We start from the raw sequence: 26,884 nt of genomic DNA, 5'->3' as shown, positions 1-26,884 counted from the left end.
TCGTGAAAACGGTAGGCCCGGTAAGCGCAGCGCCACCGGGCAAAAAGATCTGATTAATGAATCACCTGCGACAGGAATGCTCGCGTACGTTCTGACTTCGGATGCGCAAAGAACTCATCTGGCGGCGCCTGCTCAACAATCTCCCCACGATCCATAAAGATCACCCGGTCAGCCACGGTTCGCGCGAACCCCATCTCATGCGTGACACACAGCATGGTCATGCCGGATTGTGCCAGTCCAATCATGGTATCCAGAACCTCCTTCACCATTTCCGGATCGAGGGCTGATGTCGGTTCATCAAACAGCATAATTTTCGGTTTCATACACAGTGAACGGGCGATAGCCACACGCTGCTGCTGTCCACCCGATATCTGACCAGGAAACTTATTGGCATGCTCTGCGATACGTACACGCTCCAGATAGTGCATTGCCAACGCCTCGGCTTCCTTTTTCGGCATCTTTCGTACCCAAATCGGTGCGAGCGTACAGTTCTGCAGAACGGTCAGGTGCGGAAAAAGATTAAAGTGCTGAAATACCATTCCCACTTCCTGACGCACGCGTTCGATATTGCGGATATCTTCATTCAGCTCGATACCATCAACCACGATGCGTCCTTGCTGATGCTCTTCAAGGTGGTTAATACAGCGAATGGTTGTGGATTTCCCGGAGCCGGACGGGCCGCACAGGACGATGCGCTCTCCCTGCTTGACCTTAAGATTAATATCCTTCAGGACATGAAACTGTCCGTACCATTTGTTCACGTCTTCCAGCGTAATCATCGCGTCGGCGGGTGTCATAGTTATTTGGCTCATATTTTCCTCAGTGCGGTGTACGCCCGGTGTTAAAGCGCTGTTCCAGATGCTGGCTGTAGCGCGACATGCTAAAACAAAAGATCCAGTAGATCAGGGCAGCAAAGACATATCCTTCGGTGGACATACCCAGCCAGACAGGGTCAACGGTTGCCTGTTGTACGCTGCTAAAGAGATCGAACAACCCGATGATGATCACCAGGCTGGTATCCTTGAAGAGGGCAATGATCGTGTTGACCAGGCCCGGGATGACCAGCTTGAGTGCCTGGGGAAGAATGACCAGTCCCTGCGTTTTCCAGTAGCCGAGAGCCAGTGATTCCGCCGCTTCGTACTGGCCTTTAGGCAACGCCTGCAGACCACCGCGCACAACTTCAGCGACATAGGCGGACTGGAAGAGAATCACCCCGACCAGGGCACGGATCAGTTTGTCGATCGTTGTTCCTTCTGCCATAAATAGCGGCAGCATGACCGATGACATAAACAGAACGGTGATAAGCGGTACGCCGCGCCAGAACTCAATGAAGATAACGGAGAGCACGCGAACGATCGGCATTTTTGAACGCCGTCCGAGGGCAAGTAAAATCCCCCACGGCAGAGCACCGGCTATCCCCACTGACGCGATAATCAACGTCAGCGTCAGTCCGCCCCACTGGCGTGTTTCAACGCGTTCCAGCCCCAGAAAACCGCCATACAAGAGCACCCAGACAATAATTGGATAAACCACTGCCCAGACGGCAATATAGCGTCCACGATGAGGCAGCTTTTTCCAGAACATGACCGCAACAGAGAGCAGGCCGATAACCAGCGCGAGATTAATCCGCCAGCGCTGTTCATGCGGATACAATCCATACATGAACTGACCGAAACGTTCATGAATAAACACCCAGCAGGCACCGGCTTTTGTACAGTCAGCTCGGGTTGAACCGACCCAGTTGGCCTGTAAAAACGCCCAGTTCAGCAGGGGAGGAATCAATTCCCACATGAGCCACAGGCAGACAATCGTCAGCAGGCTGTTACTCCAGCTGGAGAACAGATTCTTTCGCGCCCAGAGAATGAAACGTCCACCTGTCGAGTTGGCAGGGCGCGAGGCGTGCGACAGTATCGCTTTTGTCATCATAGATCCTTAGCGCTCGACCAGTGCTATACGACGGTTATAGAGGTTCATCAGCAGTGAAATTACCAGGCTGATGATGAGATAGACAGACATGGTGATGGCTATGGTTTCAATGGCTTGTCCGGTCTGGTTAAGCACGGTTCCGGCGAAGAGTGAAACCATATCCGGGTAACCAATAGCGGCGGCCAGCGACGAGTTTTTGACGATGTTAAGATACTGGCTGGTCAGAGGCGGAATGATGACCCGCAACGCCTGCGGAATAATGACCTGGCGAAGCGTCACCGTATGCGGTAATCCTAATGAGCGTGCCGCTTCGTGTTGCCCGTGCGGGACGGCCTGGATCCCGGCACGAATAATCTCAGCGATAAAGGCTGAGGTATAAATCGATAGCGCCAATGTCAGGGCCGCCAGCTCAGGAATTAACACCATTCCCCCCTGGAAGTTAAAGCCTCGCAGATGGGGAACATCCCAGTGCAACGCGGCGCCAAACAGCCAGTGTGCCACTAGTGGCAGGCTAACGATCAGGATGACTGCGGTGGGCCAGGTTCTACGAAGCTGACCGGTTTTGATCTGATGCTTGCGGTTAAAACGGAATACCCCAGCGGAGAGGGCAAGCGCTATCACAATTGCGCCGATGAAAGCATACAGTCCTTCGCCCGGCTGAGGAGAAGGAATGGACAACCCACGGTTACTCAGGAAAAACAGCTCAAACGCGTCGACGGCCTGACGGGGACCAGGAAGGTTACGCAGTACGGCGAAATACCAGAAGAAGATCTGCAGCAGCGGGGGGATATTGCGGAACGTCTCGATATAAACCGTCGACAGCTTCCGCAGGAGCCAGTTTTCAGAAAGACGCGCCAGGCCAATAAAGAAGCCCAGTATCGACGCGAAGACGATACAAAGCGCCGATACCAACAGCGTATTCAGTAAACCGACCACGAATACGCGTCCGTACGTCTCACCTTCCTGGTAATCAATAAGATGCTGAACAATGCCAAAGCCCGCGCTGCGATCCAAAAACGCAAAACCGGAGGTAATGCCGCGATTGTTCAGGTTGGTGATGGTGTTATGGATGAGATACACGGCGATGAGAACAACCGCAACAATAGCAATAATCTGGAATAGCCAGGCGCGGACCGCGGGATGAGAAAAGGATAGCGATCCTTTTACGGCTGAGCGGCGATGGGACATAAAGAAACCTCAGTAACCATGACTCTGGAGTGGGCACTGCATGAGCAGTGCCCGTTACAGCTATGACTTAACGTACTGGTGGCGCGTACTGAATACCGCCGTTGTTCCAGAGATTGTTCTGACCGCGTTTGATCTTCAGCGGGCTTTCCGATCCCACGTTGCGTTCAAAGATCTCCGAGTAGTTGCCCACCTGTTTGATGATGTTGTAAGCCCATTTATTATCCAGCTTCAGATCTTTGCCGAAATCACCTTCTTTACCGAGCAGGTGCGCCATATCCGGGTTAGATGGATTAGCCGCTTTCTCATCCACGTTTTTCGAGTTGATGCCCATCTCTTCTGCGTTCAGCATGGCAAACAGCGTCCAGCGAACAATGGAGAACCAGTCTTCATCGCCACGACGAACGACGGGTCCGAGAGGTTCTTTGGAGATCACTTCAGGCAGGACAATCCACTCTGCCGGATTGCTCAGCTTAATGCGTAAGGCGTACAGCTGTGACTGGTCAGAGGCCAGCGTGTCGCAACGGCCCGATTCCAGCGCTTTAGCCGACTCATCCGAGCGGTCGAATGTCACTGGCGTGTATTTCATGTTATTTGCTTTGAAATAATCGGCGACGTTCAGCTCGGTATCGGTACCCGCCTGAATACAAACGGTCGCACCATCCAGCTCTTTGGCGCTTTTCAGGCCTGCTTTATTGTGGGTCAGGAAGCCGATCCCGTCATAATAGGTCACGCCCGTAAATGACATCCCCATACCCGCGTCGCGGGAGGAGGTCCAGGTGGTATTACGGGAGAGCATGTCAACCTCGCCGGACTGCAGTGCCGTAAAGCGTTCTTTTGCCGTCAGCGGGGTATATTTTACCTTGCTGTCATCGCCAAAAACGGCGGCGGCAACACCACGGCAGACATCTACATCAATACCGGTAAATTTGCCGTTCGCATCGGCATAAGAGAAGCCAGGCAAACCGTCACTGATACCACATTGAACAAAACCTTTCTTTTTAACGGCATCCAGTGTCGTTCCCGCATGGGCTTGACCGGCTACGGCAAACATCAAGCCTGCAGCGGCCAGGCTGGCTATCATCGTCTTTTTCATAATGCTTCCTGTGTGGCGAAATTTATCGTTATAGAGGCGTTTTTTAAACGCTTTACCTGTCTGTGGCTTTGGCCAACGTTTATAAAGCAAACGTAATGCCAGTTTTGCGTTCGGCAAAATAAGAGATGAGTGAACGCTTAATGCTGAGTGTAGACAGGCTTAAATAAAACGAGCGCCCTGAAACGGTGCGAAATTACAACCTGTGCCACAAATTGGAGCAAAAGTTTTGAGGCGCGCCAGAAAAAAGAAGAGATAGTTTCCAGAGTGAATATTGGCAGGATATTCAATAATATTAATGTGTGAAAATCATCACAATAGAACAGGTAATTTAAAAAAGTGTACGAAAAAGATGTGACTGGCTTCAGGCTGAAATGAAAGGCACGAATAAATACGGGGCTATTTTTTTACTTCTTTGAAAATAGTGCACTGATTAAAAGCAAAAGCGCGGCCAGAGCCGCGCTTTCTTAACTGATGTTACTTCGTCAGGGCAACAATACCCAGCGTCAAGCCCGCCACTGCGGCAGCGCCGCCGGCGATAGCACCTGCTGTTTCCCAGTTGTCCTGGGTGGTGCCTTTCATACAGGTATTGGTATGAACCAGTCGGCCCTGGTCGTCGTAAACCGGTACACATGGAGAGTCGTGCGCGCAACCAGCAAGCAGCGCAGCGAGTAGTGCAACGGAAATGAATCTTTTCATGATGTTACCTCAGTATTATTTCTCGTCCGCTATAAAGCCAGGAGGGCAATTAACGAACTGGAGGTTATTTTACCACCGGGGTAAGTCCGCGTTACACGAGGAATAATCTCAAATTATGTAGTTTGTAAAAATCGTGGAGAAAAATCGATTTCCGGACGAATTAATGGAGACATTATGAAGGGGTAAGAGAGTGTTTTTACTTAATGCAAATCACTGTATTTTTAACATGGCTTTTGCTTAATGCCTAATTCATTGTTTATGTTAAAAATAAAAAAGGCACCAGAGGTGCCTTTTTAGGGAAATGTTAATCTTTATGGCGGGTAAAGCGTCGACGAACAACCACAAAGAAGACGGGCACGAAGAAAATCGCCAGAAGCGTTGCGGAAAGCATTCCCCCCATCACACCCGTACCGACGGCGTTTTGCGCACCGCTCCCGGCTCCGGTACTGATCACCAGCGGCATGACGCCAAGGATAAAGGCCAGGGAGGTCATCAGGATCGGTCGAAGGCGCATCCTTGACGCTTCAAGCGTAGCTTCAATGATGCCTTTACCTTCTTTCTCCATCAGGTCTTTAGCAAATTCGACGATCAGGATGGCGTTTTTCGCCGACAGACCAATTGTGGTCAGCAGGCCGACCTGGAAATAGACGTCATTGTTTAACCCGCGCAGCGAGGCTGCGAGAAGGGCCCCGATGACCCCCAACGGCACAACCAGCATAACGGAGAACGGAATGGACCAGCTTTCATACAGCGCTGCCAGACACAGGAACACCACGATCAGTGAAATGGCGTACAGTGCAGGCGCCTGGTTACCTGAAAGTCGCTCCTGGTAAGACATTCCCGTCCAGTCATAACCGATGCCGGAAGGCAATTTTGCCGCGAGGCTTTCCATCATAGCCATGGCCTCACCGGTACTTTTACCCGGGGCTGATTCGCCGAGGATCTCCATCGAAGGCATTCCGTTGTAGCGCTCCAGACGAGGTGAACCATAAACCCAGTGAGCGTTGCTAAAGGCTGAGAACGGCACCATTTCCCCGTTCGCGCTGCGCACATAAAGGTTGTTAATATCCCCTGGCAACATACGGAATTTCGCGTCGGCCTGTACATAGACTTTTTTCACGCGGCCATGATCGATAAAGTCATTCACATAGGTGCCCCCTAAGGCCGTCGAAATCGTCTGGTTGACGTCAGAAAGACTAACGCCCAGCGCCTGTGCTTTCTCCTGATCGACATCCAGTTTGAACTGAGGCGTATCTTCAAGACCGTTAGGACGCACGCGCACCAGCAGATCAGGGTGCTCTTTCACCATGCCGAGCAGCTGGTTACGCGCCTGCGTCAGCTGGGTATGCCCCAGGTTTGCCTGATCGATAAGTTCAAAGTCGAAGCCCGTTGCGGTACCTAACTCAATAATAGCGGGCAGGTTAAACGGGAATACAAGGCCGTCTTTAATCTGACTGAAAGCTTTTGTCGCGCGACCCACAATGGCTTCAACGCCATTTTCCGCCCCAGGACGCTCTTCCCAGGGCTTCAGGCTGATGAAGGCAATACCGGAGTTCTGACCCTGGCCGCTAAAGCTAAAGCCGTTTACAGTAAAGACGGATTCAACATTTGCTTTCTCTTTGTTCAGGTAGTAGTCCTGAACCTGGTCGAGAACCTGCTGAGTACGCGTCTGGGTTGCCCCCGCCGGGAGCTGAACCATTGTCATAAACACCCCCTGATCCTCTTCGGGGAGGAAGGAGGTCGGTAAGCGCAGGAAGAGCACCGCCATTCCACCGACAATAATGACGTACACCAACAGATAGCGTCCGGTCTTGCGCAAGATACCGCTCACGCTGTTACTGTAGTGCTCAACGCTCTTATCAAAGAGCGCATTAAACCAGCCGAAGAAGCCCCCTTTTTTCTCATGATGATCGGCTGAAACAGGCTTAAGCAACGTTGCACAGAGCGCTGGCGTCAGGATTAGCGCAACCAGTACTGACAATGCCATAGCGGAAACGATAGTTAGCGAGAATTGGCGATAGATCGCCCCCGTCGAGCCGCCAAAAAAGGCCATCGGGATAAAGACCGCCGAGAGCACCATGGCGATCCCCACCAGTGCCCCCTGGATCTGTCCCATCGATTTCTGCGTAGCCTCTTTCGGCGGCAGCTTGTCCTCGACCATGACGCGTTCAACGTTCTCAACGACCACGATAGCGTCATCAACCAGCAGACCTATCGCCAGCACCATGCCGAACATTGTCAGGGTATTGATGGAGAAACCGAACGCCGCCAGAACCGCGAAGGTACCCAGCAGAACGACCGGAACCGCGATAGTCGGGATGAGCGTTGCCCGCAGGTTTTGCAGGAACAGGTACATAACCAGGAAGACGAGAATAATCGCTTCAAACAGGGTCTTCACCACTTCGTGGATGGAGATTTTCACAAACGGTGTGGTGTCATAGGGGTAGACGACTTTTAGCCCCTGCGGGAAGAACGGCTGCAGTTGTGCCAGCTTGCTCTTGATGGCTGCCGCTGTATCCAGCGCATTTGCCCCGGTTGCCAGCTTAATCCCCAGGCCGGTTGCCGCCTGCCCGTTGATTTTTGTCACCATGTTGTAGTTTTCGCCACCCAGCTCAATGCGAGCCACATCTTTCAGATGCACCATCGAGCCGTCCTGGTTCACCTTGAGCGTCACACGGCCAAACTCTTCCGGTGATTTCAGGCGGGTTTGCGCGATGATCGAGGCATTCAGCTGCTGTCCTGGGATGGATGGCGTCCCGCCCAACTGGCCTGCCGCTATCTGGTCGTTCTGCGTTTTCAGCTGGTTGATAATATCCAGCGGCGTCAGCTGGTATTTGTTCATCGCATTGCTGTCGAGCCAGATACGCATCGCATACTGGGCACCGAACAGCTGCACGTCTCCGACCCCAGACGTTCGGCTGATGGCATCTTTGACGTTCGAGGCAACATAGTCGGAGATGTCATTCTGCGTGAGGTTTTTGTTGTCTGAAACAAAACCGGCGACCAGCAGGAAGCTACTGCTGGACTTCTCAACGCCAATCCCTTGCTGCTGCACCTCTTGCGGCAGCAGCGGCATGGCGAGCTGCAGCTTGTTCTGCACCTGCACCTGGGCGATGTCCGGATCGGTTCCGGACTCGAAGGTCAGAGTGATGGTGACGTTACCCGCTGAATCGCTGGTGGAGGACATATACATCAGGTTATCGATACCGTTCATGTTCTGCTCGATAACCTGGGTCACGGTATCCTGCACCGTTTGAGCATCTGCTCCCGGGTAGGTTGCGGATATCGCCACGGCGGGAGGCGCAATGGTCGGATACTGTGCGACGGGAAGTTTGAGAATGGCCAGCCCACCAGCAATCATCAAAATGATGGCAAGTACCCAGGCGAAAACCGGTCTCTGAATAAAGAAATTAGCCATGTCGTCGTCCCTTAACTGGCTGGAGCGGTGGTGGTATCAGGCGTGGCGACGACGGTTACGCCCGGTCTGACCTTTTGTAGCCCGCTGACAATCACGCGGTCACCGTTTTTCAGCCCTTCCGTCACCAGCCAGCGGTCGCCAATCGCCTGAGGCGCAACGACGGTGCGAGACTCAACCTGGTTTTTATCGTTCACCACCATCACGGTGGCATCGCCTCGCGGCGTGCGAGTCACGCCTTGCTGGGGAACCAGAATCGCATCCGGCTGCGTACCTTCATCAATCCGGGCGCGAACGAACATACCCGGTAACAGCAGATGTTGAGGATTCGGGAAAATGGCGCGCAGGGTAATCGAGCCGGTACTTTGATCCACCGTGACGTCTGAGAATTGCAATGTGCCTTTCAGCGGATAGGGCTGCCCGTTCTCCATCAGTAGCTCAACGCTGCTGGCGGTATCGCCTTTTTGCAGGCTCGTCTGCTTCAGGCGCAAAAAATCATTACTGGACTGGGTGACATCGACATACATCGGATCAAGCTGCTGAACCGTTGCCAGCGCCGCTGCCTGCCCGTTGGTGACCAGCGCCCCTTCCGTTACGCTGGATTTACCGATGCGACCATCAACGGGCGATGTCACTTTGGTATAGGCAAGGTTGATGCGCGCGCTTTCAACGCCCGCTTTGGCGGCGACGACGCTGGCGTCTGCCTGCTGGGCCGTGGCCACGGCCTGGTCATACTCCTGCTTGCTGACATACTGTGTACCGACCAGCGGGAGATAACGTTTCACCGTCAGGTGAGCAATATTGGCCGCCGCCTGGGCCTTCGCCAGCTCGCCTTTGGCGTTGTCGTAAGCCGCCTGATAGGTTGCAGGATCAATCTGGTAAAGCGAATCTCCAGCTTTTACATCGCTGCCCTCCGTGAAGTTGCGACGCAGGATAATACCGCTAACCTGCGGACGAACCTCTGCAACGCGGAACGCATCTGTTCTGCCCGGGAGTTCAGTGGTGACAGCCAGCGGTGCGCTTTTCACAATATGCACAGTGACCTGGGGAGCCTGCGGATGTTGTTGTTGGTTTTCCTGGCCATCGCATCCTGAGAGCAGCACAGCGCAGACAATGAAACCGGCTAAGGGTAAGCGTCTGAAATGATTCGTCATTACTGTTCCTTTAAATACCCGGTAACCGATATTTAGCGTGAATCGGTAGCAGGGGCAGCGGGATAAAAAAATAAAATGTAGCTGCGTATAATAATGAGGGTATTTAATGTTTTTTAATTTATAAGTGCGAATGGCAAGGTCTGAGCAGAAAAATCAGAATCAGACTCGGTTTATTTCTCTGTCTTCTTCCGGCAAGCTAATCAGTTAAATAGCGCTTAATTTGCCTCATTTATTCATGGCGTGAATTTAAACTTAAATATGTATTTAGCTAAACTATAAATTAAGAAGATTGACTTTTTTTGTGCAAAACTAAAACGGGAATTGGTGAATACTTTCGTTCTCCTGACCTGTGTTACGTATAAACTTTGTGAGTAGCGAGTCGTTGTCTATGGCGCGGAAAAAGAAAGAAGAAGCTCAACAAACCCGGCAGCAGTTGATTGAGGCGGCTATCGGGCAGTTTGCGACGCGTGGCGTAGCCAACACCACGCTGACGGACATCGCGGATGCTGCAAATGTGACGCGCGGTGCAATCTATTGGCACTTCACCAGTAAAGCTGAAATATTTAATGCCATCTGGGAGCAGCAATTACCGCTTCGCGACATTATTCGCGACAGGCTTTCCCTTTCCGAAGGTGATGATCCATTGTTAATACTTCGTGAGCAATTTATTACTGCGTTGCAGTATATTGCGCGTGAGCCTCGACAATGCGCACTTTTACAAATTTTGTATCATAAATGTGAATTTAGCAGTGACATGATTTCAGAGAGAGACATCAGAAAACGGATTGGATTCAATTATGACACGCTGCGTGCCTCGCTGGAGGCCTGTATTTCACGGAACATCATTTCGCCAAAGGTAAATGTTGATCTGACCTTGATCGTATTCCACGGCTTTTTTAGCGGAATAATTAAAAACTGGTTAATGAATAACGAAAGTTTCAATCTTTATCAGCAGGCACCCGCCCTGGTCGATAGCATTCTGGCGACACTCCCTGTCATTCGCGTATCGCCTCATGAGGATGCTTACAGCCCTGCGCCAGGTAGCATCTCCCCTCGCGCACAAAGCGCCTCTATGGTTTGCGCGCTGACGGGTTTACCTAACAGATAACCCTGAAGGGTGTTGCAGCCCAACTCGGTCAAAAAGGCCTGCTGTGCTTCGGTTTCTACGCCTTCAGCCACGACTTTCAGATTGAGTGTTTTGGCGAGGGCTACAATCGCGGAGACAATGGTGGCATCCTCGCTTTCTCCGCTGAGCTCTTTCACGAACGCCCTGTCGATTTTCAATTCACAGGCGGGTAAGCGCTTGAGGTACAGCAGGCTTGAATAGCCGGTGCCAAAATTATCAATGGAGGCCTTTACGCCCGCTTCCGTCAGCTCTGTCAGCACCCGTACACTTTCATCCGGGTTGCTCATTGCCGTGGTTTCCGTCACCTCCAGGATCAACATTTCTGGTGGCACATGATGAAGTGCCAGGCAGTTGAGAACCGTGTTGACCAGCGAAGGCTGTTCAAACTGCAGCGTCGACAGGTTTACCGCCATTGACCAGCTTTGATGTCCCTGAAGATGCCATTCACGCAGCTGGCGACAGGCTTCATTAATTACCCAGTTGCCGATAGGGATAATCAGCCCCGTTTTTTCCGCTAGCGGCAGGAAAAGGTCCGGGGTCAGTAACCCCTGCTTAGGATGCTGCCAGCGCAATAACGCCTCAAATCCAAGGAGAGGGCCGGCGGGGGCGTGAAATTTTGGCTGATACAGCAGGCGGAGCTCATTGCGATCGATCGCCATCCACAGATCGTTCATTAACTGAAGGTGGGTCTGCGCCAGCGTATTCATCGAGGGCTGGAAAAAGTGGTAACCGTTCCGGCCCATATGCTTGGTATGGTACATCGCCGCATCGGCGTTAAACATGAGCTCACGTTCGGTTTTGCCGTCGTGAGGATACAGCGCGATCCCAATGCTGAGGGTGACCATCAGTTCATAGTGGTCGAGGTTGAACGGGCTATCGATCGCGCGCACCAGCGAATTCGCCAGGGAGGCCGCATCGTCCGGGCCTTCCCCCTCAGCCAGCAGAACAAACTCATCACCGCCGATACGTGCCAGGGTGAACTGGCCCTTCAGGAGATGCAGCAGGCGCTCCGTTACGGCAATCAGCAGCTTGTCACCGACATCATGGCCGTAAGCGTCATTGATGGCTTTAAAGCCGTCGAGATCCATGAACATCAGGGCAAAATGGGTTCCCTCGCGATCGGCTTTGCTGATGGCCTGATCGAGTCGGTCTTCCAGAAGGATACGGTTGGGCAGCCGCGTCAGGGTATCGTGCAGGGCCAGCTGTGCGAGTTCCCGGTTAGCTTCCGCAAGGGACGAGGCCAGAAGTGCGGTACGCGCCTGAAGGCGGGCGTCCAGCATTGATACCAACAGGGTAATCCCAAGAATAGAGAGCGCGACAACGCTCACCAGCACCGCCAGCCAGCTCCCGTTAATACCCTCATGGTGAACCATTGTGGACATCGGAAACTGTGCGGCTTTCATCCCGGCGTAGTGCATCCCGGCAATGGCTATGCCCATGGTGATGGCGGCACCCGTGCGCATCAGCACGACCTGCGCGGCGTCGTGACGCAGGCGGAAGGTCAGCCATAATGCCGCGAGTGAAGCGGCAAGCGCAATGGCGACCGAAATGGCCACCCAGACCTTATCCCAGATTATCCCGGGCATCACTTCCAGCGCGGCCATGCCGGTGTAATGCATGGCAACAATACCGCTTCCCATCACCAGCGCACCGGGCAGCAGACGGCGCAAGCGTAGCCGATCGCAGCTCACGAGCCAGAGCGCGAACAGTGACGACCCGACGGCGATGACCATCGATAACACCGTCAGGCTGGCGTTGTAGCTCATGCTCATGGAGAGATCCATCGCCAGCATGCCGATAAAATGCATAGCCCACACGCCGATGCCCATTGCAATACCGCCGCCAACCAGCCAGACGCGGGCAGCGATACCCTCACTCCCGGCGACACGTGCCGCCATATTCAGTGCGGTATACGCGGCAAGGATGGCAACAACAAAGGAGAGGACAACAAGGATATGGTTGTATTGGCTGACCAGCATGGACGGTTCTACTCGAGTGTGGGGTTACGCTAGAGCGGTTGAGAAGGGCGAGACATTATCACCGTCGGGTAATGGCTCAAAGGGATTTAAATCCCCGTTTTTAGTGGGTAATCACGGGGAGTTTGCGCAATCAGGCGGCTAGTCGAGCTCTGAACAGTTTACGAGTTTCAGGGGATTCACGGAGTTCATATTGCGACACTTATCGGTTTCGGTGCTCATCAGTTCAATCCACTGCATCAGAAGTGCATCGAAAATCAAAACGGAGATTGCAAAAACAACCAGCCACCAGTATTTACGAATCATTGTGTCATTCCGCGAGAAGAGCGCCAGTAAAGTGGGGGAAATATACACCAAAAGCGGCGGTTTTAAAGCGGGATAAGTGAAGGTTTACAAAGCGTTGACGGAGTGAAGCAGGGAATAAAAAAGGCGCTTCCCCATGCCGAAGAGCGCCTTTTTACACAAGCATTTAACTGATTAGTATCAGTTCATGCCGTATTTTTTCAGTTTCTTACGCAGAGTACCACGGTTGATACCCATCATCAGCGCAGCGCGGGTTTGGTTACCGCGGGTGTATTGCATCACCATGTCCAACAGTGGCTGTTCAACTTCAGCCAGTACCAGCTCATACAGGTCATTAACATCCTGACCGTTCAGTTGAGCAAAATAGTTCTTCAGTGCCTGTTTAACCGAGTCACGCAGGGGCTTTTGAGTTACCTGATCCTGAGAGTTAACGGTAGAAACGGTCAGTACGTCAGAATTTACGCGTTGTTCGAACATAGTTCTGTCAGCTCTTTATTTCATTACGCAAGATTTTCGAAGTATGCCTCCAACGCCTCCAGCTGTTCGCTGGCATCCTCAATGGCGTTGAATGTGCGCCGAAACTGGTCATCTGGAGCGTGCTCCTGGAGATACCAGGAAACGTGTTTACGCGCAATTCGGTACCCTTTCGCCTGACCGTAGTGGTCATGCAGTTCCCGAACATGCGAACAAAGCAAGCGCTTAACCTCTGCCAGAGGCAGGGGAGCAAGCAGCTCTCCAGTGTCCAGATAATGCTGGATTTCCCGAAAGATCCAGGGTCTTCCCTGAGCGGCACGTCCTATCATCAGAGCATCAGCTCCCGTATAGTCGAGCACCGCTCTGGCTTTAAGCGGGTCAGTTATGTCGCCATTCGCGATAATCGGAATGGAAACTTTCTGCTTAACTGCCCGAATGCTGTCGTATTCAGCTTCACCGTTGAACAAACAGGCGCGCGTGCGTCCATGAATGGTCAGGGCCTGAATGCCACAGTCTTCGGCCAGTTGGGCAATCTCTACACAGTTACGGTGTTCCGGCGACCAACCCGTGCGAATCTTTAACGTAACAGGAACGTCCACTGCGCTGACAACCGCCGTCAGGATAGCTTTCACCTGGTCGGGGTATTGCAGAAGGGCTGAACCTGCAAGCTTGCGATTCACTTTTTTGGCCGGGCACCCCATATTGATATCAATAATCTGGGCACCACTTTCCACGTTGATACGCGCGGCATCTGCCATCTCTTCAGGCACGCTTCCGGCAATTTGCACGGTGCGAATACCGGGTTCATCAATGTGCACCATCCGAAGGCGGGATTTATCGCTTTCCCAAACCTGCGGGTTAGACGACATCATCTCGGATACGGTTAAACCGGCTCCCATCTCATAGCACAGCGTCCTGAACGGCCGGTCGGTAATACCTGCCATAGGGGCTGCGATCAGGCGATTTCTAAGCTGGTGGTGTCCGATGCGCATGAGTTAAGAAATGACCATACTGTGACTGCAAGGCGGCGTATATTACGCATTTTTTGCACGAGATGAAAGGCCAAACTTTGAACAATCCACTGTTGTAGATCAAGGAATCGCCGCTCAATCTTTCCGTTAAGAATTATTCACTATTTAAATCATTGTGTTAGACAGGAATGGCTATTTTATGAGCGCTTACAATTTCCCGTAACTTCTCATCATTTCTGAATAAATGGCCTACCTTAACGGGATAATCTGCTGTTTTTAGCAGCAGATTTTCCCTCTTCTTTGCGATCTGCGTCGCATTTTAGAACATGATATTAAGCCTCAGAATGGGCGTTATTCGACCACAACGCGCCCATGCAGAGACTGTACCGGGCGGTTATTATCGTGATGCATGGTATGGGTAAATTTCTCAAGCTGTTCTGCTGAGACGGTTAACGGCTGTTTGAGCACGATCCAGGTGACCCCTTCAGAACACGGTGGCGTGGTCAGAGATCCGCTAAAGCGCCAGTAGGTTTTCACCTTCGGCAGCAGCTTGTTCAGGTTGAGATCCTTCTCAATGGAGACGTTCTGTTCAGCCTGCTGCGGCATCACGCTCCACAGCTTATCCAGCTCCGGATTCTCAGCCCCTTTATCAAACATGACGGCTACCACGGTCAGCTCACCCGCGCTGTTTTTATGTACCAGATGCATCTCCATCGCGTACTTCTTGCCGTGCACGGTGTTTTCGCTTGGTGCATGGAAGTGGAACTGCTGGAGCGTCCAGGTTTGCTTGTCCAGAGTAATGGTGTCACGGGTGTCAGCCTGTTCGCTAGCCTGAATGGTATGGCCATTATTGGTCAGCGTTACAGGACCATCAATGTAGTGTGTTTGCAGCGGGGAGAGATGGGCGTTAGCGGTCGAATCAATATTTATCGGAGACTGGTTCATCCCGCTCTGGCAGGTCTTGTAGGCCTCGTCCAGTTCACCCCAGTGTTCCGGTGAACCTTCCCCTTCATAGCCCCAGTGTGATGCGAATGCTGAAGCCGAAACCATGCTCAGCGCAAACAGCGCTGCCTTGCCTGTAATGTGTTTCATCATATTCTTCCGGTGAATTTTTTAATACAAATCAACATGATTTGTGGGGTTATTTTACCGAAGAATGGCAGAGGGAGAGAGGATTATCAGAGGAAGAGGGGCGTGGTCAGAGGACCACGCCAAATGCTTATTTTTTACAACCGGTAATACGACACCACTCTTCTTTCTCCACCACCGGGTCGAGAGCGAAAAGATCGGCGTAGGCTTCACACACGCTGTCTGCCTGGCTTGCCAGGATACCCGAAAGTCCCAGCAGACCGCCCTCAACGGGCAGCACGCTGATTAACGGAGCCAGCTCGCGCAGTGGACCCGCCAGAATGTTTGCAACCACCACATCGGCTTTCATGGCTTCTGGCTGCGCATCCGGCAGATACAGCTCCAGTCGATCGGAAACGCCGTTGCGCTCGGCGTTGTCGCGACTGGCCTGAATCGCCTGCGGATCGATATCGATCCCGATAGCTTTTGCCGCGCCCAATTTCAGGGCGGCAATCGCAAGGATCCCGGATCCACAGCCGAAGTCGATCACCGTCTTACCATCCAGATCGAGACCATCCAGCCACTGCAGGCACAGGGAGGTCGTTGGATGGGTGCCGGTACCAAACGCCAGACCCGGATCGAGCATGACGTTAACCGCGTTTTCATCAGGAACCTCGCGCCAGCTTGGGCAGATCCACAGACGCTTGCCGAACTGCATCGGATGGAAGTTATCCATCCATTCGCGTTCCCAGTCTTTGTCTTCCAGCTGTTCGATTTTGTGCGCAAAGCCCGCGCCCAGCAGAGGGTGGTTTTCCAGAATCGCGACGACCTCTTTCATGTCGGTTTCAGCATCGAACAGGCCAATCACGTCGGTATCGCCCCACAGGCGGGTTTCGCCCGGCAGCGGTTCAAAGACCGGCGTGTCATGCGTGTCCTGGAAGGTGATAGAGACCGAGCCGGCCTCCATCAGCGCATCGCTCAGCTCTTCGGCGTTCGCGCCGGTTGTATTCAGTTTTAGTTGGATCCACGGCATGGCAAAACTCTTTATTTATCAGTAGAAATCATAGCGGGCTGTGGGACGGGCTGACCGAAACGGTTCCCCACCACAAACGCCAGTAAACTTAGCAGTAACGAAGGCACAATCGGATGGAAGCCCAGGTACTGAATCTTAAACGTTGCGAGAACGGCGTACAGCACGCCGCCAACAATCATCGCGCTCAGCGCACCGGCAGCATTTGCGCGTTCCCAGTAGAGCCCTAACACCAGCGGCCACAGGAATACCGCCTCAAGCCCACCAAATGCCAGCAGGTTCAGCCAGATGATCATCTCCGGCGGGCGCCATGCGGCTAACAGCAGCAACGCGCCTAGCACCAGCGTAATCACCGCTGACATATGCTTCAGGCGACGTTCATTTTCAACCTGTTCAGGGCGCAGGTTCAGATAGAGATCTTTAATGATCGTAGCGGAACTTTGCAGTAACTGAGCGTTGATGGTCGACATAATGGCGGCCATTGGCGCAGCGAGGAAAATCCCGGCGGCAAAAGGGGGCAGCACTTTGACCATCAGCGTCGGGATCACCAGATCCGGCACGGTAAGATCGGGGATTACCGCGCGCCCTAATGCCCCCGCCAGATGCATACCAAACATCAGGACAGCGACCACAATCGTCCCGATGATGATGCCCTTGTGAACGGCTTTGCTGTCTTTATAGGAGATACAGCGCACGGCGGTATGCGGCAGACCAATTACTCCGAAACAGACTAACACCCAGAATGAGGTCATAAAGGTCGGAGAGAGGATATCATCTGCGCCCTGCGGCGAGACCAGTTTCGGGTCAATCGCTTCCAGGGTTTCCACCGCGTGAGTGAGTCCACCCGCCGCATGGACAATCCCCACCAGCAGAACGATCGTACCGATGAGCATCACCATTCCCTGCAGCGTATCGTTCAGCACGCTGGCGCGGAATCCGCCAAACGCAGTATAGAGCGCGATGCTTACCCCGAAGATGATGAGGCCTGTCTCGTAAGGGATGCCAGCCGCCGTTTCCAGCAGACGCGCACCGCCGATAAACTGTACGGTCATCGCACCGATAAACGCCACCAGCAGGCTCAAGCTCGCCAGCCACACCAGCAAGCGGCTCTGGTAACGGGCAAAGAGCATATCGTTGAGCGTCACGGCATTGTAACGGCGCGCCAGAATGGCAAATTTTTTACCCAGTATGCCCAACGAGAGCCAGACGGCAGGCAGCTGGATCATCGCCAGCAAAACCCAGCCTAACCCGTATTTGTAGGCCGCACCGGGGCCGCCAATAAACGAGCTGGCGCTGATATAGGTCGCGGTCAGCGTCATTGCCAGCACAACGCCGCCCATCGAACGGCTGCCGAGGAAATACTCGTTCAGAAAGGCACCGGTCGTTCTTTTGCGCATGGCGTAAATGGACAATCCAAATACGACCAGCAGGTAAGCGACAAGCGGCAGAATGACTTCAAGCTGCATCATCGTCCTCCAGCGGAATATCCCGGTAGATAAATTTCACCATTGCCCAGCACAGCAGGATAAACACCAGCGGAACCAGCAGGCAGGCCAATTCGAACCAGTGCGGCAGGCCGGTGATGCCAATAGCAGAGTCTGGTAAGTAAGCGGTTACTAACCATGCAGCAAGATAGAGAAGGGTCAGCCACAGCGCCCAGCGCGCTTCTTTATGGGCCTGAACAAAACGTTTGTCCATTTTTTGTCCCTTGTGGATGAAGAAAGCGGGGATTGTACATGATGAGGCTTTCCAGGCCCCAGAAATAAAAAAGGCCGGATAATCCGGCCTTTTCACAACACAGGTCTCTTACTTCTCGTTCAGACCGAGTTTTTTCTCCAGATAGTGGATGTTGGTTCCACCATTCTGGAAGTGCTCGTCGCTCATGATGCGCATCTGCAGATCAACGTTGGTTTTGATTCCGTCGATGATCAGTTCCTGCAGGGCGTTCTTCATGCGGGCAATCGCCACGTCACGGTTTTCGCCGTAGCAGATGAGCTTGCCGATCATTGAGTCATAGTACGGCGGTACGGTGTAACCGGCGTAGATATGAGACTCCCAGCGCACGCCAAAGCCACCCGGCGCGTGGAAACGCGTGATTTTACCCGGGCTTGGCAGGAAGGTGTTTGGGTCTTCGGCGTTGATACGGCATTCTACCGCATGGCCTTTCACCACAACTTCTTCCTGCTTGATGGACAGCGGCTGACCGGCTGCGATACGCAGCTGCTCTTTAATCAGGTCAACCCCGGTGATCATTTCGGTAACCGGATGTTCAACCTGAATACGGGTGTTCATCTCAATGAAGTAGAACTCGCCGTTTTCGAACAGGAACTCAAAGGTACCCGCTCCACGATAGCCGATATCGACACACGCTTTAGCGCAACGCTCGCCGATGTAGCGACGCAGTTCCGGAGTAATGCCCGGCGCTGGTGCTTCTTCGACCACCTTCTGGTGACGACGCTGCATGGAGCAGTCACGTTCTGCCAGATAGATTGCGTTACCCTGACCGTCAGCCAGCACCTGAATTTCGATGTGGCGTGGGTTTTCCAGGTATTTTTCCATGTACACCATGTCATTGCTGAAAGCGGCTTTCGCTTCTGCTTTGGTCATGGAGATGGACTGTGCCAGTTCAGCATCGCTGCGCACAACGCGCATACCGCGACCGCCGCCGCCGCCGGACGCCTTGATGATAACCGGGTAGCCAATGCGTTTAGCATGAGCACGGTTAGCATCCATGTCGTCGGTCAGAGGGCCGTCAGAGCCTGGTACGGTTGGTACACCGGCTTTTTTCATCGCGGTGATCGCAGACACTTTGTCGCCCATCAGGCGGATGGTGTCGGCTTTCGGGCCGATGAAGATAAAGCCAGAGCGTTCAACCTGCTCAGCAAAGTTGGCGTTCTCAGAGAGGAAGCCGTAACCCGGATGAATTGCCACCGCGCCGGTGATTTCAGCGGCGCTGATGATAGCCGGGATGTTCAGATAGCTTTTTACGGACGGAGCCGGGCCAATACAGACCGTCTCATCCGCCAGCAATACGTGTTTTAAATCGCGATCCGCGCTTGAGTGCACAGCGACAGTCTTGATGCCCAGTTCTTTACAGGCACGAAGAATACGCAGTGCGATCTCGCCGCGGTTGGCGATAACAATTTTATCCAGCATGTACGCCTCGTTACTCGATGACGACCAGCGGCTCGTCAAATTCAACCGGCTGACCACTTTCGACCAGAATCGCTTTCACAGTACCTGATTTGTCTGCTTCGATCTGGTTCATCATTTTCATCGCTTCAACGATGCACAGGGTATCGCCTACGTTGACTTTCTGACCCACTTCGATGAACGCCTTCGCGTCCGGGCTCGGGGTGCGGTAGAAAGTACCAACCATTGGGGAACGTACGATGTGACCACTGATTTCTGCTGCAGCGGCAGGTGCGGCTTCAGCTGCTGCTGGTGCAACGGCTGCGGAGAGCGCAGGCTGCTGCACTGGCGCAGCGTAAGCTTGCTGCATTACCGGGAAGCTAGCGGCTGGGGCTGCACGGCTGATGCGTACAGACTCTTCGCCTTCAGAAATTTCCAGTTCGGAGATGCCTGATTCTTCAACCAGCTCGATCAGTTTTTTAATCTTACGAATATCCATGAGTGGGTTCCGTACTCTTGTTTAGTGTGATTGTGACAAGCGTTTTACCGCTGTCTGTAAAGCGTATGAATAGCCGTCTGCGCCCAGTCCACAGATAACGCCAGCAGCGATATCCGACAGATACGAGTGGTGACGGAACGGCTCTCGGGCGTGCACGTTACTCAGGTGGATCTCGATAAACGGGATACTCACCGCAAGCAGTGCGTCGCGGATAGCAACACTGGTGTGCGTAAACGCGGCCGGATTGATCAGGATATAGTCCACATTGTCTTTAGCCTGATGAATACGGTCGATGATTGCGTACTCCGCGTTTGACTGAAAATGATCCAAATCCACATTCAGCGACGCTGCTTCCGTGCTCAAACGGTTAACAATTTCGCTTAATGTCAGCGTGCCGTACTTCTCCGGCTCACGGGTGCCGAGCATGTTCAGGTTCGGTCCGTTCAAAACTAAGATCTGGAACTTATCAGTCATTATGCCGCTATCTCCTGCGATTTTCGGGTAAAAAACAAAATATACCGTCGAAGCGCAAATGTCACCTTTTCAGAGGCCAAAAACCACTGTCAGGCGAACCAAGGTCGCACATTATAACGATTTCGTAGCATTTGGCAGCTAAATACTGGTCTTATCAGGGAAGATTATCAACCGCAATCCAAAAAAGATTTGCGGTTGAGAGGCAATCTGCGGGAAAACGCACAGTTTCGCGAACTATCGCAACCACTGGCGGAACTTCTTGTAACGCCATGCTAAAAGCGCCACGGCCGCCAGCGCGTAAAAGACCGGCTGCGGAGAGAGGATCTTCACCGACCACAGATAATGAATGGGTGCGAGGATCGCGACAAGATAGACGAAGTTATGCAGCAACTGCCAGCGACGGCCCAGCTTTCGCTGCGCATATTGCGTGGATGTCAGCGCTAACGCCAGTAAAATCACCCAGCTCACAATACCCAGCGTCAGATAAGGGCGCGTCACCAGTTCGCGGCCAAGCAGTGTCAGATTGTTAATTCCCAGTTCCAGCAGGGCATAGCTGGTCAGATGCAGCGTGGCCCAGGCAAAACACCATAGCCCCAAAAGCCGACGGGTGCGTATCAATAGTGGCTGTTTAGCGTAGCGCGCCAGCGGCGAGACGAGCAAGGTGGCCAGTAAAAATTTCAGAGCCATCCGACCGGTAAAATGCTGGATATCCTTGGCCGGATCGGCGCTAAAAAGCCCCTGGCTGGCGGCCCAGAACAGCCAGAGAAAGGGGAGTATTCCGGCTAAATGCAGCAGCACTTTCAGCCAGGTAATCTGTTTTGCCGTTAAACGCACTCAGAAGTTCTCCCGTAAATTGATGCCACGGTACAGCGAGGCCACTTCATCCGCATAACCGTTAAACAGCAGCGTTGGCTGGCGCTTCACGTCCAGCGCGCCGCCGGAACCGATAAAACGCTCGGTCGCCTGCGACCAGCGCGGATGATCCACGTGCGGATTCACGTTGGCGAAGAAACCGTATTCGTCCGGAGCCGCCAGATTCCAGGTGGTTGGCGGACGCTCGCGGGTGAGCTTAATGCTGACGATAGACTTAATTCCTTTGAAACCGTATTTCCACGGCACGGTTAAACGGATGGGCGCGCCGTTCTGCGGCGGAAGCGCCTTGCCGTAAACGCCGACGGTCAGCAGCGTAAGAGGGTGCATGGCTTCGTCAAGGCGTAACCCTTCAACGTAGGGATACTCCAGCCCGCCGCCAATGAACCGGTCTTTCTGGCCCGGCATCTCGTCCGGCGCATAGCGCGTCTGGAAAGCGACATATTTTGCGTTGCTGGTGGGCTCCACCATCGCCAGCAATTTATGCAGCGGGAAGCCGATCCAGGGCACCACCATCGACCAGGCTTCCACGCAGCGCATGCGGTAGATACGCTCTTCGAGCGGGAAACGGGTGGTCAGATCGTGGTGGTCCAGCGTCAGGGGTTTTGCCACTTCGCCGTCGATTTTCAGCGTCCACGGATCGGTTTTGAGACTACCGGCGTTGGCCGCAGGATCGGCCTTGTCGAGGCCAAATTCGTAGAAGTTGTTATAGCCCGTCACTTTATCTTCCGGCGTAAGCGTCAGTTTGTTCTGCCATTGGGCGGGTTTCGTAAAGGTGAGCGGGGCGCCGGAAGGGGCCTTCGGCCGATCGTTGCCTTTAAACCAGTCGAGCAGGTCAGCGTGAGCCGAAGGCGAGAGCGAGAGCGCGGTGGCGCTGATGCCAAGCATTTTCAGGATCTGGCGGCGCTGTAACATAAAGACAGACTCGGACGTTACGTCGGCTTCCGTCAGTTTTCGGTTTTTCATGGCATCCTCCGTCATGCGTTTTCCTAAGCATGACGGAGGAGAGTGATTCGCGCGAATATGTCACGAAAATTTGAAGATTAGGCGATTTTCACCAGCGCGCGACCGTGGAACTGGTTTTCCATGATCTTACTGGCATAGTCCGGTGCCTGGCTGAGCGTAATCTCCGTGGCGCTTTGGGTGTAGAAAGATTCCGGCAAATCGCGCACCAGACGTTCCCATGCCTCAGTACGACGAGCCGCAGGTGTCATCACGGAATCCACGCCCTGCAGGCGGACGTTACGCAGAATGAATGGCATCACGGTGGTTGGCAGGGCAAATCCGCCCGCCAGCCCACAGGCGGCCACGCAGCCGCCGTAGTTCATCTGCGCCAGGACTTTTGCCAGCACTTTATCACCGACGGTATCCACCGCGCCCGCCCAGACCTGTTTTTCCAGTGGACGGGTTTCGGCGAATTCGTCACGGCCGAGAATGCGGTTTGCACCGAGCTGGCGCAGGTAATCGTGGGTACTTTCCCGACCGGAAACCGCCGCAACCTGATAGCCCAGCTTGTGCAGTAGCGTCACTGCCGTGCTGCCCACGCCCCCGCTGGCACCGGTGACGACAACTTCCCCCGATTCAGGGCGGATGCCTGCGTCTTCCAGCGCCATCACGCACAGCATCGCGGTAAAGCCTGCCGTGCCGACGATCATCGCCTTGCGGCCATCCATACCTTTCGGCATCGGCACCAGCCAGTCGCCCTTCACGCGCGCCTGCGTGGCCAGCCCGCCCCAGTGATTTTCACCTACGCCCCAGCCGGTGAGCAGGACCTGCTGGCCCGGATGGAAGCGCGGATCCTCGCTGGTATGTACCCGGCCAGCGAAATCAATACCCGGCACCATAGGGAAATTTCGGATGATTTTACCCTTCCCGGTAATCGCCAGCGCATCTTTATAATTTAAACTGGACCAGTCGATGTCGACGGTTACTTCGCCTTCCGGCAGGCGACTCTCTTCTACCGCCTGCACTGAGGCAAGCGTTTTGCCGTCCTGCTGTTCTAAGATCAAAGCCTGCATACGGGGTCCTCTCGACTCATATGATTGGAAAATAATTTCTGAAGACTATACTCGCTCAGGGAAACGCAGTGCCGATTTAACGCAATAAATTGCCAGATACACCCGATTTGGTAGTATGCCGCATTTGAAATGCAAGTTAGCGCTTACTCGCTACCCCATCAACCCACGGAGTAATCTCAAGGATGCGATTAACGACGAAGTTCTCAGCTTTTATCACCTTGCTGACGGGGCTTACCATTTTTGTCACCCTTCTGGGCTGCTCTCTGAGCTTTTACAACGCCATTCAGGACAAGCTGGTTAACCGGGTACAGTCTGTCGCGTCGGTAATTGATACGCGTCTGCTGACGACGCCGCTACCGGCACTCTCCAGGGAGCTCGATGAGTTGATGGTACCTGTTGATATTGTTCAGATCGACATTCAGCAGGGAAAGCATCGTGTGTTAAGCCACGAACGCCCGGGAAGCTATCGGCCTGCGGGCGTGGTGAGCCAGTATCGGGAAGTGACCGTACATTCCCTTAAAAATCCGGGGATGACCATACGCATGGTCTATCTCGATCCAATGGCCAGCTATTTCCGTTCCATGATGACCACCGCGCCGCTCACCGTCGCGGTGGCGTTTATCGTCCTGCTGATCTTTCTCGCGGTCCGCTGGCTGCGCCGCCAGCTCTCCGGCCAGGAGCTGCTGGAGATGCGCTCCGTGCGGATCCTTAACGGTGAACGCGGCCCGCAGGTCCGTGGTTCAGTCCACGAATGGCCGTCACGCGCCAGCAGCGCGCTGGATACGCTGCTTTCGGAAATCCAGTTTGCCAGCGACCAGCGCAGCCGTATGGATACGCTGATCCGCTCCTATGCCGCGCAGGATAATAAAACCGGCCTCAACAACCGCCTTTTCTTTGATAATCAGCTCGCCACGCTGCTCGACGATTCGGAAAAAGTGGGGACGCACGGGGTGGTGATGATGGTTCGCCTGCCTGATTTCGATCTCCTGCGCGACACCTGGGGACAGCGGGCCGCGGAAGAAAATCTCTTTACGCTGATCAACCTGCTCTCCACCTTTATTATGCGCTACCCGGGCGCGCTGCTGGCCCGCTACCACCGCAGCGACTTTGCCGTGTTGCTGCCGCATCGGACGCTGAAGGAGTCGGAAAGCATCGCCAGCCAGCTGCTGAAGGCGGTTGATGCGCTGCCGCAGAGCAAAATGCTCGACAGGGACGATATGGTCCACATGGGGATCTGCGCCTGGCGTGGCGGACAATCGACAGAACAGGTGATGGAGCATGCGGAAGCGGCCACCCGCAACGCCGTGCTGCAGGGCGCGAACGGATGGGCGGTCTATGATGATTCGCTGCCGGAAAAAGGGCGCGGTAACGTGCGCTGGCGTACGTTGATTGAGCAAATGCTAAGTCGCGGCGGACCGCGTATTTATCAAAAACCCGCGGTCATGAAAAACGGCAACGTTCATCACCGTGAACTGATGTGTCGTATTTTTGACGGTACGGAAGAGGTTATTTCTGCGGAATATCTGCCAATGGTGCTGCAATTTGGGCTGTCCGAAGAGTATGACCGTCAGCAAATTAGCCGCTTGATTCCGTTTTTATCATTCTGGCCTGAAGAGAGCCTGGCGTTACAGGTCACCGTGGAGTCATTAATACGCCCGCGTTTTCAGCGCTGGCTGCGTGATACATTAATGCAATGCGAAAAATCGCAACGCAAACGCATTATTTTTGAACTTGCTGAGGCGGATGTAGGTCAACACATCAGCCGGTTACGTCCGGTGGTTCGTTTGATCAACGCGCTCGGCGCGCGCGTCGCGGTGACGCAGGCAGGTTTGACGCTGGTCAGCACCAACTGGATCAAGGAGCTGGATGTGGAGCTATTAAAGCTACATCCGGGGCTGGTAAGGAATATTGAAAAGCGCACGGAAAACCAGCTGCTGGTACAGAGCCTGGTTGAGGCGTGCAAAGGAACGCGAACACAGGTGTTTGCCGCGGGCGTACGCGCCAGAGGCGAATGGCAAATGTTAACAGAGCGCGGTGTAATGGGTGGTCAGGGGGATTTTTTTGCTGCCTCTCAGCCGCTTGACACCAATGTGAAAAAATATTTGCAAAGATACTCGGTTTGACCTGCCGTTTACGCTGTTTTCACGTAGAATATCGCGCCTGTAGCTTTGAGTATGTCGAGCAAAAAGCCAGTAAACGACCTTTAACGGGTTACAAAGGTCAGTAAGGAGTGCTGCTGTTTACTCAGCCCTGAGGGAGTCAGGGGATGATTTTGTAACATCAGGAAACGTACTGCACAAATTTTCACCGTTGCAGATGATTTTTGCGCCTTGTCGCTGCTGCGTGTGGTTGGTAAAGTAAGCGGATTTTGTTTTCCGCCCCAGCTTTCAGGATTATCCCTTAGTATGTTGAAAAAATTTCGTGGCATGTTTTCCAATGACCTGTCCATTGACCTGGGTACTGCGAATACCCTTATTTATGTAAAAGGACAAGGCATCGTATTGAATGAGCCTTCCGTTGTGGCCATTCGTCAGGATCGTGCAGGCTCGCCGAAAAGCGTAGCCGCAGTGGGTCATGACGCGAAGCAGATGCTGGGTCGTACCCCTGGCAACATCGCCGCTATTCGCCCAATGAAAGACGGCGTTATCGCTGACTTCTTCGTGACTGAAAAAATGCTTCAGCACTTCATCAAGCAGGTTCACAGCAACAGCTTCATGCGTCCAAGCCCGCGTGTTCTAGTGTGTGTGCCGGTTGGCGCAACCCAGGTAGAGCGTCGCGCAATCCGTGAATCTGCTCAGGGTGCAGGTGCGCGTGAAGTGTTCCTGATTGAAGAGCCAATGGCGGCGGCAATCGGTGCAGGTCTGCCTGTGTCTGAAGCGACCGGTTCCATGGTGGTGGATATCGGTGGTGGTACCACTGAAGTGGCCGTTATCTCTCTGAACGGCGTGGTGTACTCCTCTTCCGTACGTATCGGTGGTGACCGCTTCGACGAAGCCATCATTAATTATGTGCGCCGTAACTACGGCTCTCTGATCGGTGAAGCCACCGCAGAGCGCATCAAACACGAAATCGGCTCTGCATATCCGGGCGATGAAGTGCGCGAGATCGAAGTACGTGGCCGCAACCTGGCTGAAGGTGTTCCACGCGGTTTCACCCTGAACTCCAACGAAATTCTGGAAGCACTGCAGGAGCCACTGACGGGTATCGTGAGTGCGGTAATGGTCGCGCTGGAACAGTGCCCACCAGAGCTGGCGTCCGATATCTCCGAGCGCGGTATGGTTCTGACCGGTGGTGGTGCGCTGCTGCGTAACCTCGACCGCCTGTTAATGGAAGAGACAGGTATTCCTGTCGTAGTTGCAGAAGATCCACTGACTTGCGTCGCCCGTGGTGGTGGCAAGGCGCTGGAAATGATCGACATGCACGGCGGCGATTTGTTCAGCGAAGAGTAGTCGAGTTTGAGAGGGTAGCAAT

25 protein-coding genes are annotated in these 26,884 nt (G+C 53.6%); 3 read left to right on the top strand and 22 right to left on the bottom strand.

What is annotated here, in order from left to right; all coding sequences use genetic code 11:
• Positions 1 to 53: 53 nt before the first annotated feature.
• The 7 genes from BFV67_RS19935 to BFV67_RS19905 all read right to left on the bottom strand — a co-directional run bounded on the left by BFV67_RS19935 (position 54) and on the right by BFV67_RS19905 (position 9,472).
• Positions 54 to 812 (bottom strand): amino acid ABC transporter ATP-binding protein, encoded by a 759-nt coding sequence (locus tag BFV67_RS19935; RefSeq protein WP_008502871.1) that lies wholly within the window; start codon positions 810 to 812, stop codon positions 54 to 56.
• Between the two features lie 7 nt (positions 813 to 819).
• A complete protein-coding gene (locus BFV67_RS19930; protein WP_008502870.1) occupies positions 820 to 1,923 on the bottom strand; it encodes an amino acid ABC transporter permease in 1,104 nt (367 codons plus the stop codon).
• 9 nt (positions 1,924 to 1,932) lie between these two features.
• Complete coding sequence (locus BFV67_RS19925) at positions 1,933 to 3,114, bottom strand: amino acid ABC transporter permease (RefSeq protein WP_069598834.1); 1,182 nt, start codon at positions 3,112 to 3,114, stop codon at positions 1,933 to 1,935.
• 67 nt (positions 3,115 to 3,181) lie between these two features.
• Positions 3,182 to 4,207: an amino acid ABC transporter substrate-binding protein gene (locus tag BFV67_RS19920; protein WP_008502868.1), complete on the bottom strand. Its 1,026-nt coding sequence runs from the start codon at positions 4,205 to 4,207 to the stop codon at positions 3,182 to 3,184.
• A 474-nt stretch (positions 4,208 to 4,681) separates the two neighbouring features.
• Positions 4,682 to 4,903, bottom strand: a complete 222-nt coding sequence (locus BFV67_RS19915; protein WP_008502867.1) for a lipoprotein — start codon at positions 4,901 to 4,903, stop codon at positions 4,682 to 4,684.
• A 304-nt stretch (positions 4,904 to 5,207) separates the two neighbouring features.
• Positions 5,208 to 8,321: an efflux RND transporter permease subunit gene (locus BFV67_RS19910; RefSeq protein ID WP_023294691.1), complete on the bottom strand. Its 3,114-nt coding sequence runs from the start codon at positions 8,319 to 8,321 to the stop codon at positions 5,208 to 5,210.
• 11 nt (positions 8,322 to 8,332) lie between these two features.
• Positions 8,333 to 9,472, bottom strand: coding sequence for an efflux RND transporter periplasmic adaptor subunit (locus tag BFV67_RS19905; RefSeq protein WP_045372042.1), 1,140 nt, complete (start codon positions 9,470 to 9,472; stop codon positions 8,333 to 8,335).
• A 388-nt stretch (positions 9,473 to 9,860) separates the two neighbouring features.
• Here BFV67_RS19905 and envR point away from each other — a divergent pair, with 388 nt between their 5' ends.
• A complete protein-coding gene (gene envR, locus BFV67_RS23600; RefSeq protein ID WP_071965109.1) occupies positions 9,861 to 10,580 on the top strand; it encodes an acrEF/envCD operon transcriptional regulator in 720 nt (239 codons plus the stop codon).
• On the opposite strand, the gene BFV67_RS19900 is transcribed toward envR, so the two are convergent.
• From BFV67_RS19900 to acuI, 14 genes are all read right to left on the bottom strand, one after another.
• Complete coding sequence (locus tag BFV67_RS19900; protein WP_069598833.1) at positions 10,496 to 12,577, bottom strand: putative bifunctional diguanylate cyclase/phosphodiesterase; 2,082 nt, start codon at positions 12,575 to 12,577, stop codon at positions 10,496 to 10,498. The genes envR and BFV67_RS19900 overlap by 85 nt on opposite strands.
• 138 nt (positions 12,578 to 12,715) lie before the next feature.
• Entirely contained in the window at positions 12,716 to 12,880 is a 165-nt protein-coding gene (locus BFV67_RS19895) for a DUF2556 family protein (protein WP_008502862.1), read from the bottom strand.
• 177 nt (positions 12,881 to 13,057) lie between these two features.
• Positions 13,058 to 13,354 (bottom strand): DNA-binding transcriptional regulator Fis, encoded by a 297-nt coding sequence (gene fis / locus BFV67_RS19890; RefSeq protein ID WP_000462905.1) that lies wholly within the window; start codon positions 13,352 to 13,354, stop codon positions 13,058 to 13,060.
• A gap of 23 nt (positions 13,355 to 13,377) precedes the next feature.
• Positions 13,378 to 14,343 (bottom strand): tRNA dihydrouridine synthase DusB, encoded by a 966-nt coding sequence (gene dusB, locus BFV67_RS19885; protein ID WP_008502861.1) that lies wholly within the window; start codon positions 14,341 to 14,343, stop codon positions 13,378 to 13,380.
• A 330-nt stretch (positions 14,344 to 14,673) separates the two neighbouring features.
• Positions 14,674 to 15,414 carry a carbonic anhydrase gene (locus tag BFV67_RS19880; protein ID WP_069598832.1) on the bottom strand — a complete coding sequence of 247 codons (741 nt, stop codon included), beginning with the start codon at positions 15,412 to 15,414 and terminating at the stop codon, positions 14,674 to 14,676.
• 127 nt (positions 15,415 to 15,541) lie between these two features.
• Positions 15,542 to 16,423 (bottom strand): 50S ribosomal protein L11 methyltransferase, encoded by an 882-nt coding sequence (prmA, locus tag BFV67_RS19875; RefSeq protein ID WP_063418696.1) that lies wholly within the window; start codon positions 16,421 to 16,423, stop codon positions 15,542 to 15,544.
• Between the two features lie 11 nt (positions 16,424 to 16,434).
• Positions 16,435 to 17,886, bottom strand: coding sequence for a sodium/pantothenate symporter (gene panF / locus BFV67_RS19870; protein WP_008502858.1), 1,452 nt, complete (start codon positions 17,884 to 17,886; stop codon positions 16,435 to 16,437).
• The gene (locus tag BFV67_RS19865; RefSeq protein WP_021242290.1) at positions 17,876 to 18,118 is read right to left on the bottom strand and encodes a YhdT family protein; all 243 of its coding nucleotides are present in this window, start codon (positions 18,116 to 18,118) and stop codon (positions 17,876 to 17,878) included. The genes panF and BFV67_RS19865 overlap by 11 nt, the downstream gene beginning before the upstream one ends.
• A gap of 108 nt (positions 18,119 to 18,226) precedes the next feature.
• Positions 18,227 to 19,576 (bottom strand): acetyl-CoA carboxylase biotin carboxylase subunit, encoded by a 1,350-nt coding sequence (accC, locus tag BFV67_RS19860; RefSeq protein ID WP_003860388.1) that lies wholly within the window; start codon positions 19,574 to 19,576, stop codon positions 18,227 to 18,229.
• Positions 19,577 to 19,586: 10 nt separating this feature from the next.
• On the bottom strand, positions 19,587 to 20,051 hold the full coding sequence (gene accB / locus BFV67_RS19855; RefSeq protein ID WP_008502856.1) for an acetyl-CoA carboxylase biotin carboxyl carrier protein: 465 nt from the start codon (positions 20,049 to 20,051) through the stop codon (positions 19,587 to 19,589).
• Between the two features lie 21 nt (positions 20,052 to 20,072).
• Complete coding sequence (gene aroQ, locus BFV67_RS19850) at positions 20,073 to 20,525, bottom strand: type II 3-dehydroquinate dehydratase (RefSeq protein WP_008502855.1); 453 nt, start codon at positions 20,523 to 20,525, stop codon at positions 20,073 to 20,075.
• Positions 20,526 to 20,759: 234 nt separating this feature from the next.
• Positions 20,760 to 21,359: a protein-methionine-sulfoxide reductase heme-binding subunit MsrQ gene (msrQ, locus tag BFV67_RS19845; RefSeq protein ID WP_069598831.1), complete on the bottom strand. Its 600-nt coding sequence runs from the start codon at positions 21,357 to 21,359 to the stop codon at positions 20,760 to 20,762.
• A complete protein-coding gene (gene msrP / locus BFV67_RS19840; protein ID WP_069598830.1) occupies positions 21,360 to 22,361 on the bottom strand; it encodes a protein-methionine-sulfoxide reductase catalytic subunit MsrP in 1,002 nt (333 codons plus the stop codon).
• A 77-nt stretch (positions 22,362 to 22,438) separates the two neighbouring features.
• Positions 22,439 to 23,413 (bottom strand): acrylyl-CoA reductase (NADPH), encoded by a 975-nt coding sequence (acuI, locus tag BFV67_RS19835; RefSeq protein WP_069598829.1) that lies wholly within the window; start codon positions 23,411 to 23,413, stop codon positions 22,439 to 22,441.
• A 182-nt stretch (positions 23,414 to 23,595) separates the two neighbouring features.
• On the opposite strand from acuI, the gene csrD reads away from it, so the two are divergent.
• A complete protein-coding gene (gene csrD, locus BFV67_RS19830; protein WP_063618048.1) occupies positions 23,596 to 25,536 on the top strand; it encodes an RNase E specificity factor CsrD in 1,941 nt (646 codons plus the stop codon).
• Between the two features lie 80 nt (positions 25,537 to 25,616).
• Here csrD and BFV67_RS24410 read toward each other — a convergent pair whose 3' ends face one another.
• Positions 25,617 to 25,850 (bottom strand): hypothetical protein, encoded by a 234-nt coding sequence (locus BFV67_RS24410; RefSeq protein ID WP_162230876.1) that lies wholly within the window; start codon positions 25,848 to 25,850, stop codon positions 25,617 to 25,619.
• Between BFV67_RS24410 and mreB the strand changes: the two genes are divergently transcribed.
• On the top strand, positions 25,819 to 26,862 hold the full coding sequence (mreB, locus tag BFV67_RS19825; RefSeq protein WP_000913396.1) for a rod shape-determining protein MreB: 1,044 nt from the start codon (positions 25,819 to 25,821) through the stop codon (positions 26,860 to 26,862). The genes BFV67_RS24410 and mreB overlap by 32 nt on opposite strands.
• Positions 26,863 to 26,884 lie beyond the last annotated feature (22 nt).

It is taken from the genome of Enterobacter roggenkampii (assembly GCF_001729805.1).
In the GTDB taxonomy this organism is placed as follows: Bacteria; Pseudomonadota; Gammaproteobacteria; order Enterobacterales; family Enterobacteriaceae; genus Enterobacter; species Enterobacter roggenkampii.
This window is presented reverse-complemented; position numbering and strand designations above follow the sequence as displayed.

What these genes read in the sequence shown, in the direction of transcription:
- BFV67_RS19935 (WP_008502871.1), bottom strand. Translation starts at nt 812, where the DNA reads ATGAGCCAAATAACTATGACACCCGCCGACGCGATGATTACGCTGGAA.
- BFV67_RS19930 (WP_008502870.1), bottom strand. Translation starts at nt 1,923, where the DNA reads ATGACAAAAGCGATACTGTCGCACGCCTCGCGCCCTGCCAACTCGACA.
- BFV67_RS19925 (WP_069598834.1), bottom strand. Translation starts at nt 3,114, where the DNA reads ATGTCCCATCGCCGCTCAGCCGTAAAAGGATCGCTATCCTTTTCTCAT.
- BFV67_RS19920 (WP_008502868.1), bottom strand. Translation starts at nt 4,207, where the DNA reads ATGAAAAAGACGATGATAGCCAGCCTGGCCGCTGCAGGCTTGATGTTT.
- BFV67_RS19915 (WP_008502867.1), bottom strand. Translation starts at nt 4,903, where the DNA reads ATGAAAAGATTCATTTCCGTTGCACTACTCGCTGCGCTGCTTGCTGGT.
- BFV67_RS19910 (WP_023294691.1), bottom strand. Translation starts at nt 8,321, where the DNA reads ATGGCTAATTTCTTTATTCAGAGACCGGTTTTCGCCTGGGTACTTGCC.
- BFV67_RS19905 (WP_045372042.1), bottom strand. Translation starts at nt 9,472, where the DNA reads ATGACGAATCATTTCAGACGCTTACCCTTAGCCGGTTTCATTGTCTGC.
- envR (WP_071965109.1), top strand. Translation starts at nt 9,861, where the DNA reads ATGGCGCGGAAAAAGAAAGAAGAAGCTCAACAAACCCGGCAGCAGTTG.
- BFV67_RS19900 (WP_069598833.1), bottom strand. Translation starts at nt 12,577, where the DNA reads ATGCTGGTCAGCCAATACAACCATATCCTTGTTGTCCTCTCCTTTGTT.
- BFV67_RS19895 (WP_008502862.1), bottom strand. Translation starts at nt 12,880, where the DNA reads ATGATTCGTAAATACTGGTGGCTGGTTGTTTTTGCAATCTCCGTTTTG.
- fis (WP_000462905.1), bottom strand. Translation starts at nt 13,354, where the DNA reads ATGTTCGAACAACGCGTAAATTCTGACGTACTGACCGTTTCTACCGTT.
- dusB (WP_008502861.1), bottom strand. Translation starts at nt 14,343, where the DNA reads ATGCGCATCGGACACCACCAGCTTAGAAATCGCCTGATCGCAGCCCCT.
- BFV67_RS19880 (WP_069598832.1), bottom strand. Translation starts at nt 15,414, where the DNA reads ATGAAACACATTACAGGCAAGGCAGCGCTGTTTGCGCTGAGCATGGTT.
- prmA (WP_063418696.1), bottom strand. Translation starts at nt 16,423, where the DNA reads ATGCCGTGGATCCAACTAAAACTGAATACAACCGGCGCGAACGCCGAA.
- panF (WP_008502858.1), bottom strand. Translation starts at nt 17,886, where the DNA reads ATGCAGCTTGAAGTCATTCTGCCGCTTGTCGCTTACCTGCTGGTCGTA.
- BFV67_RS19865 (WP_021242290.1), bottom strand. Translation starts at nt 18,118, where the DNA reads ATGGACAAACGTTTTGTTCAGGCCCATAAAGAAGCGCGCTGGGCGCTG.
- accC (WP_003860388.1), bottom strand. Translation starts at nt 19,576, where the DNA reads ATGCTGGATAAAATTGTTATCGCCAACCGCGGCGAGATCGCACTGCGT.
- accB (WP_008502856.1), bottom strand. Translation starts at nt 20,051, where the DNA reads ATGGATATTCGTAAGATTAAAAAACTGATCGAGCTGGTTGAAGAATCA.
- aroQ (WP_008502855.1), bottom strand. Translation starts at nt 20,525, where the DNA reads ATGACTGATAAGTTCCAGATCTTAGTTTTGAACGGACCGAACCTGAAC.
- msrP (WP_069598830.1), bottom strand. Translation starts at nt 22,361, where the DNA reads ATGAAAAACCGAAAACTGACGGAAGCCGACGTAACGTCCGAGTCTGTC.
- acuI (WP_069598829.1), bottom strand. Translation starts at nt 23,413, where the DNA reads ATGCAGGCTTTGATCTTAGAACAGCAGGACGGCAAAACGCTTGCCTCA.
- csrD (WP_063618048.1), top strand. Translation starts at nt 23,596, where the DNA reads ATGCGATTAACGACGAAGTTCTCAGCTTTTATCACCTTGCTGACGGGG.
- mreB (WP_000913396.1), top strand. Translation starts at nt 25,819, where the DNA reads ATGTTGAAAAAATTTCGTGGCATGTTTTCCAATGACCTGTCCATTGAC.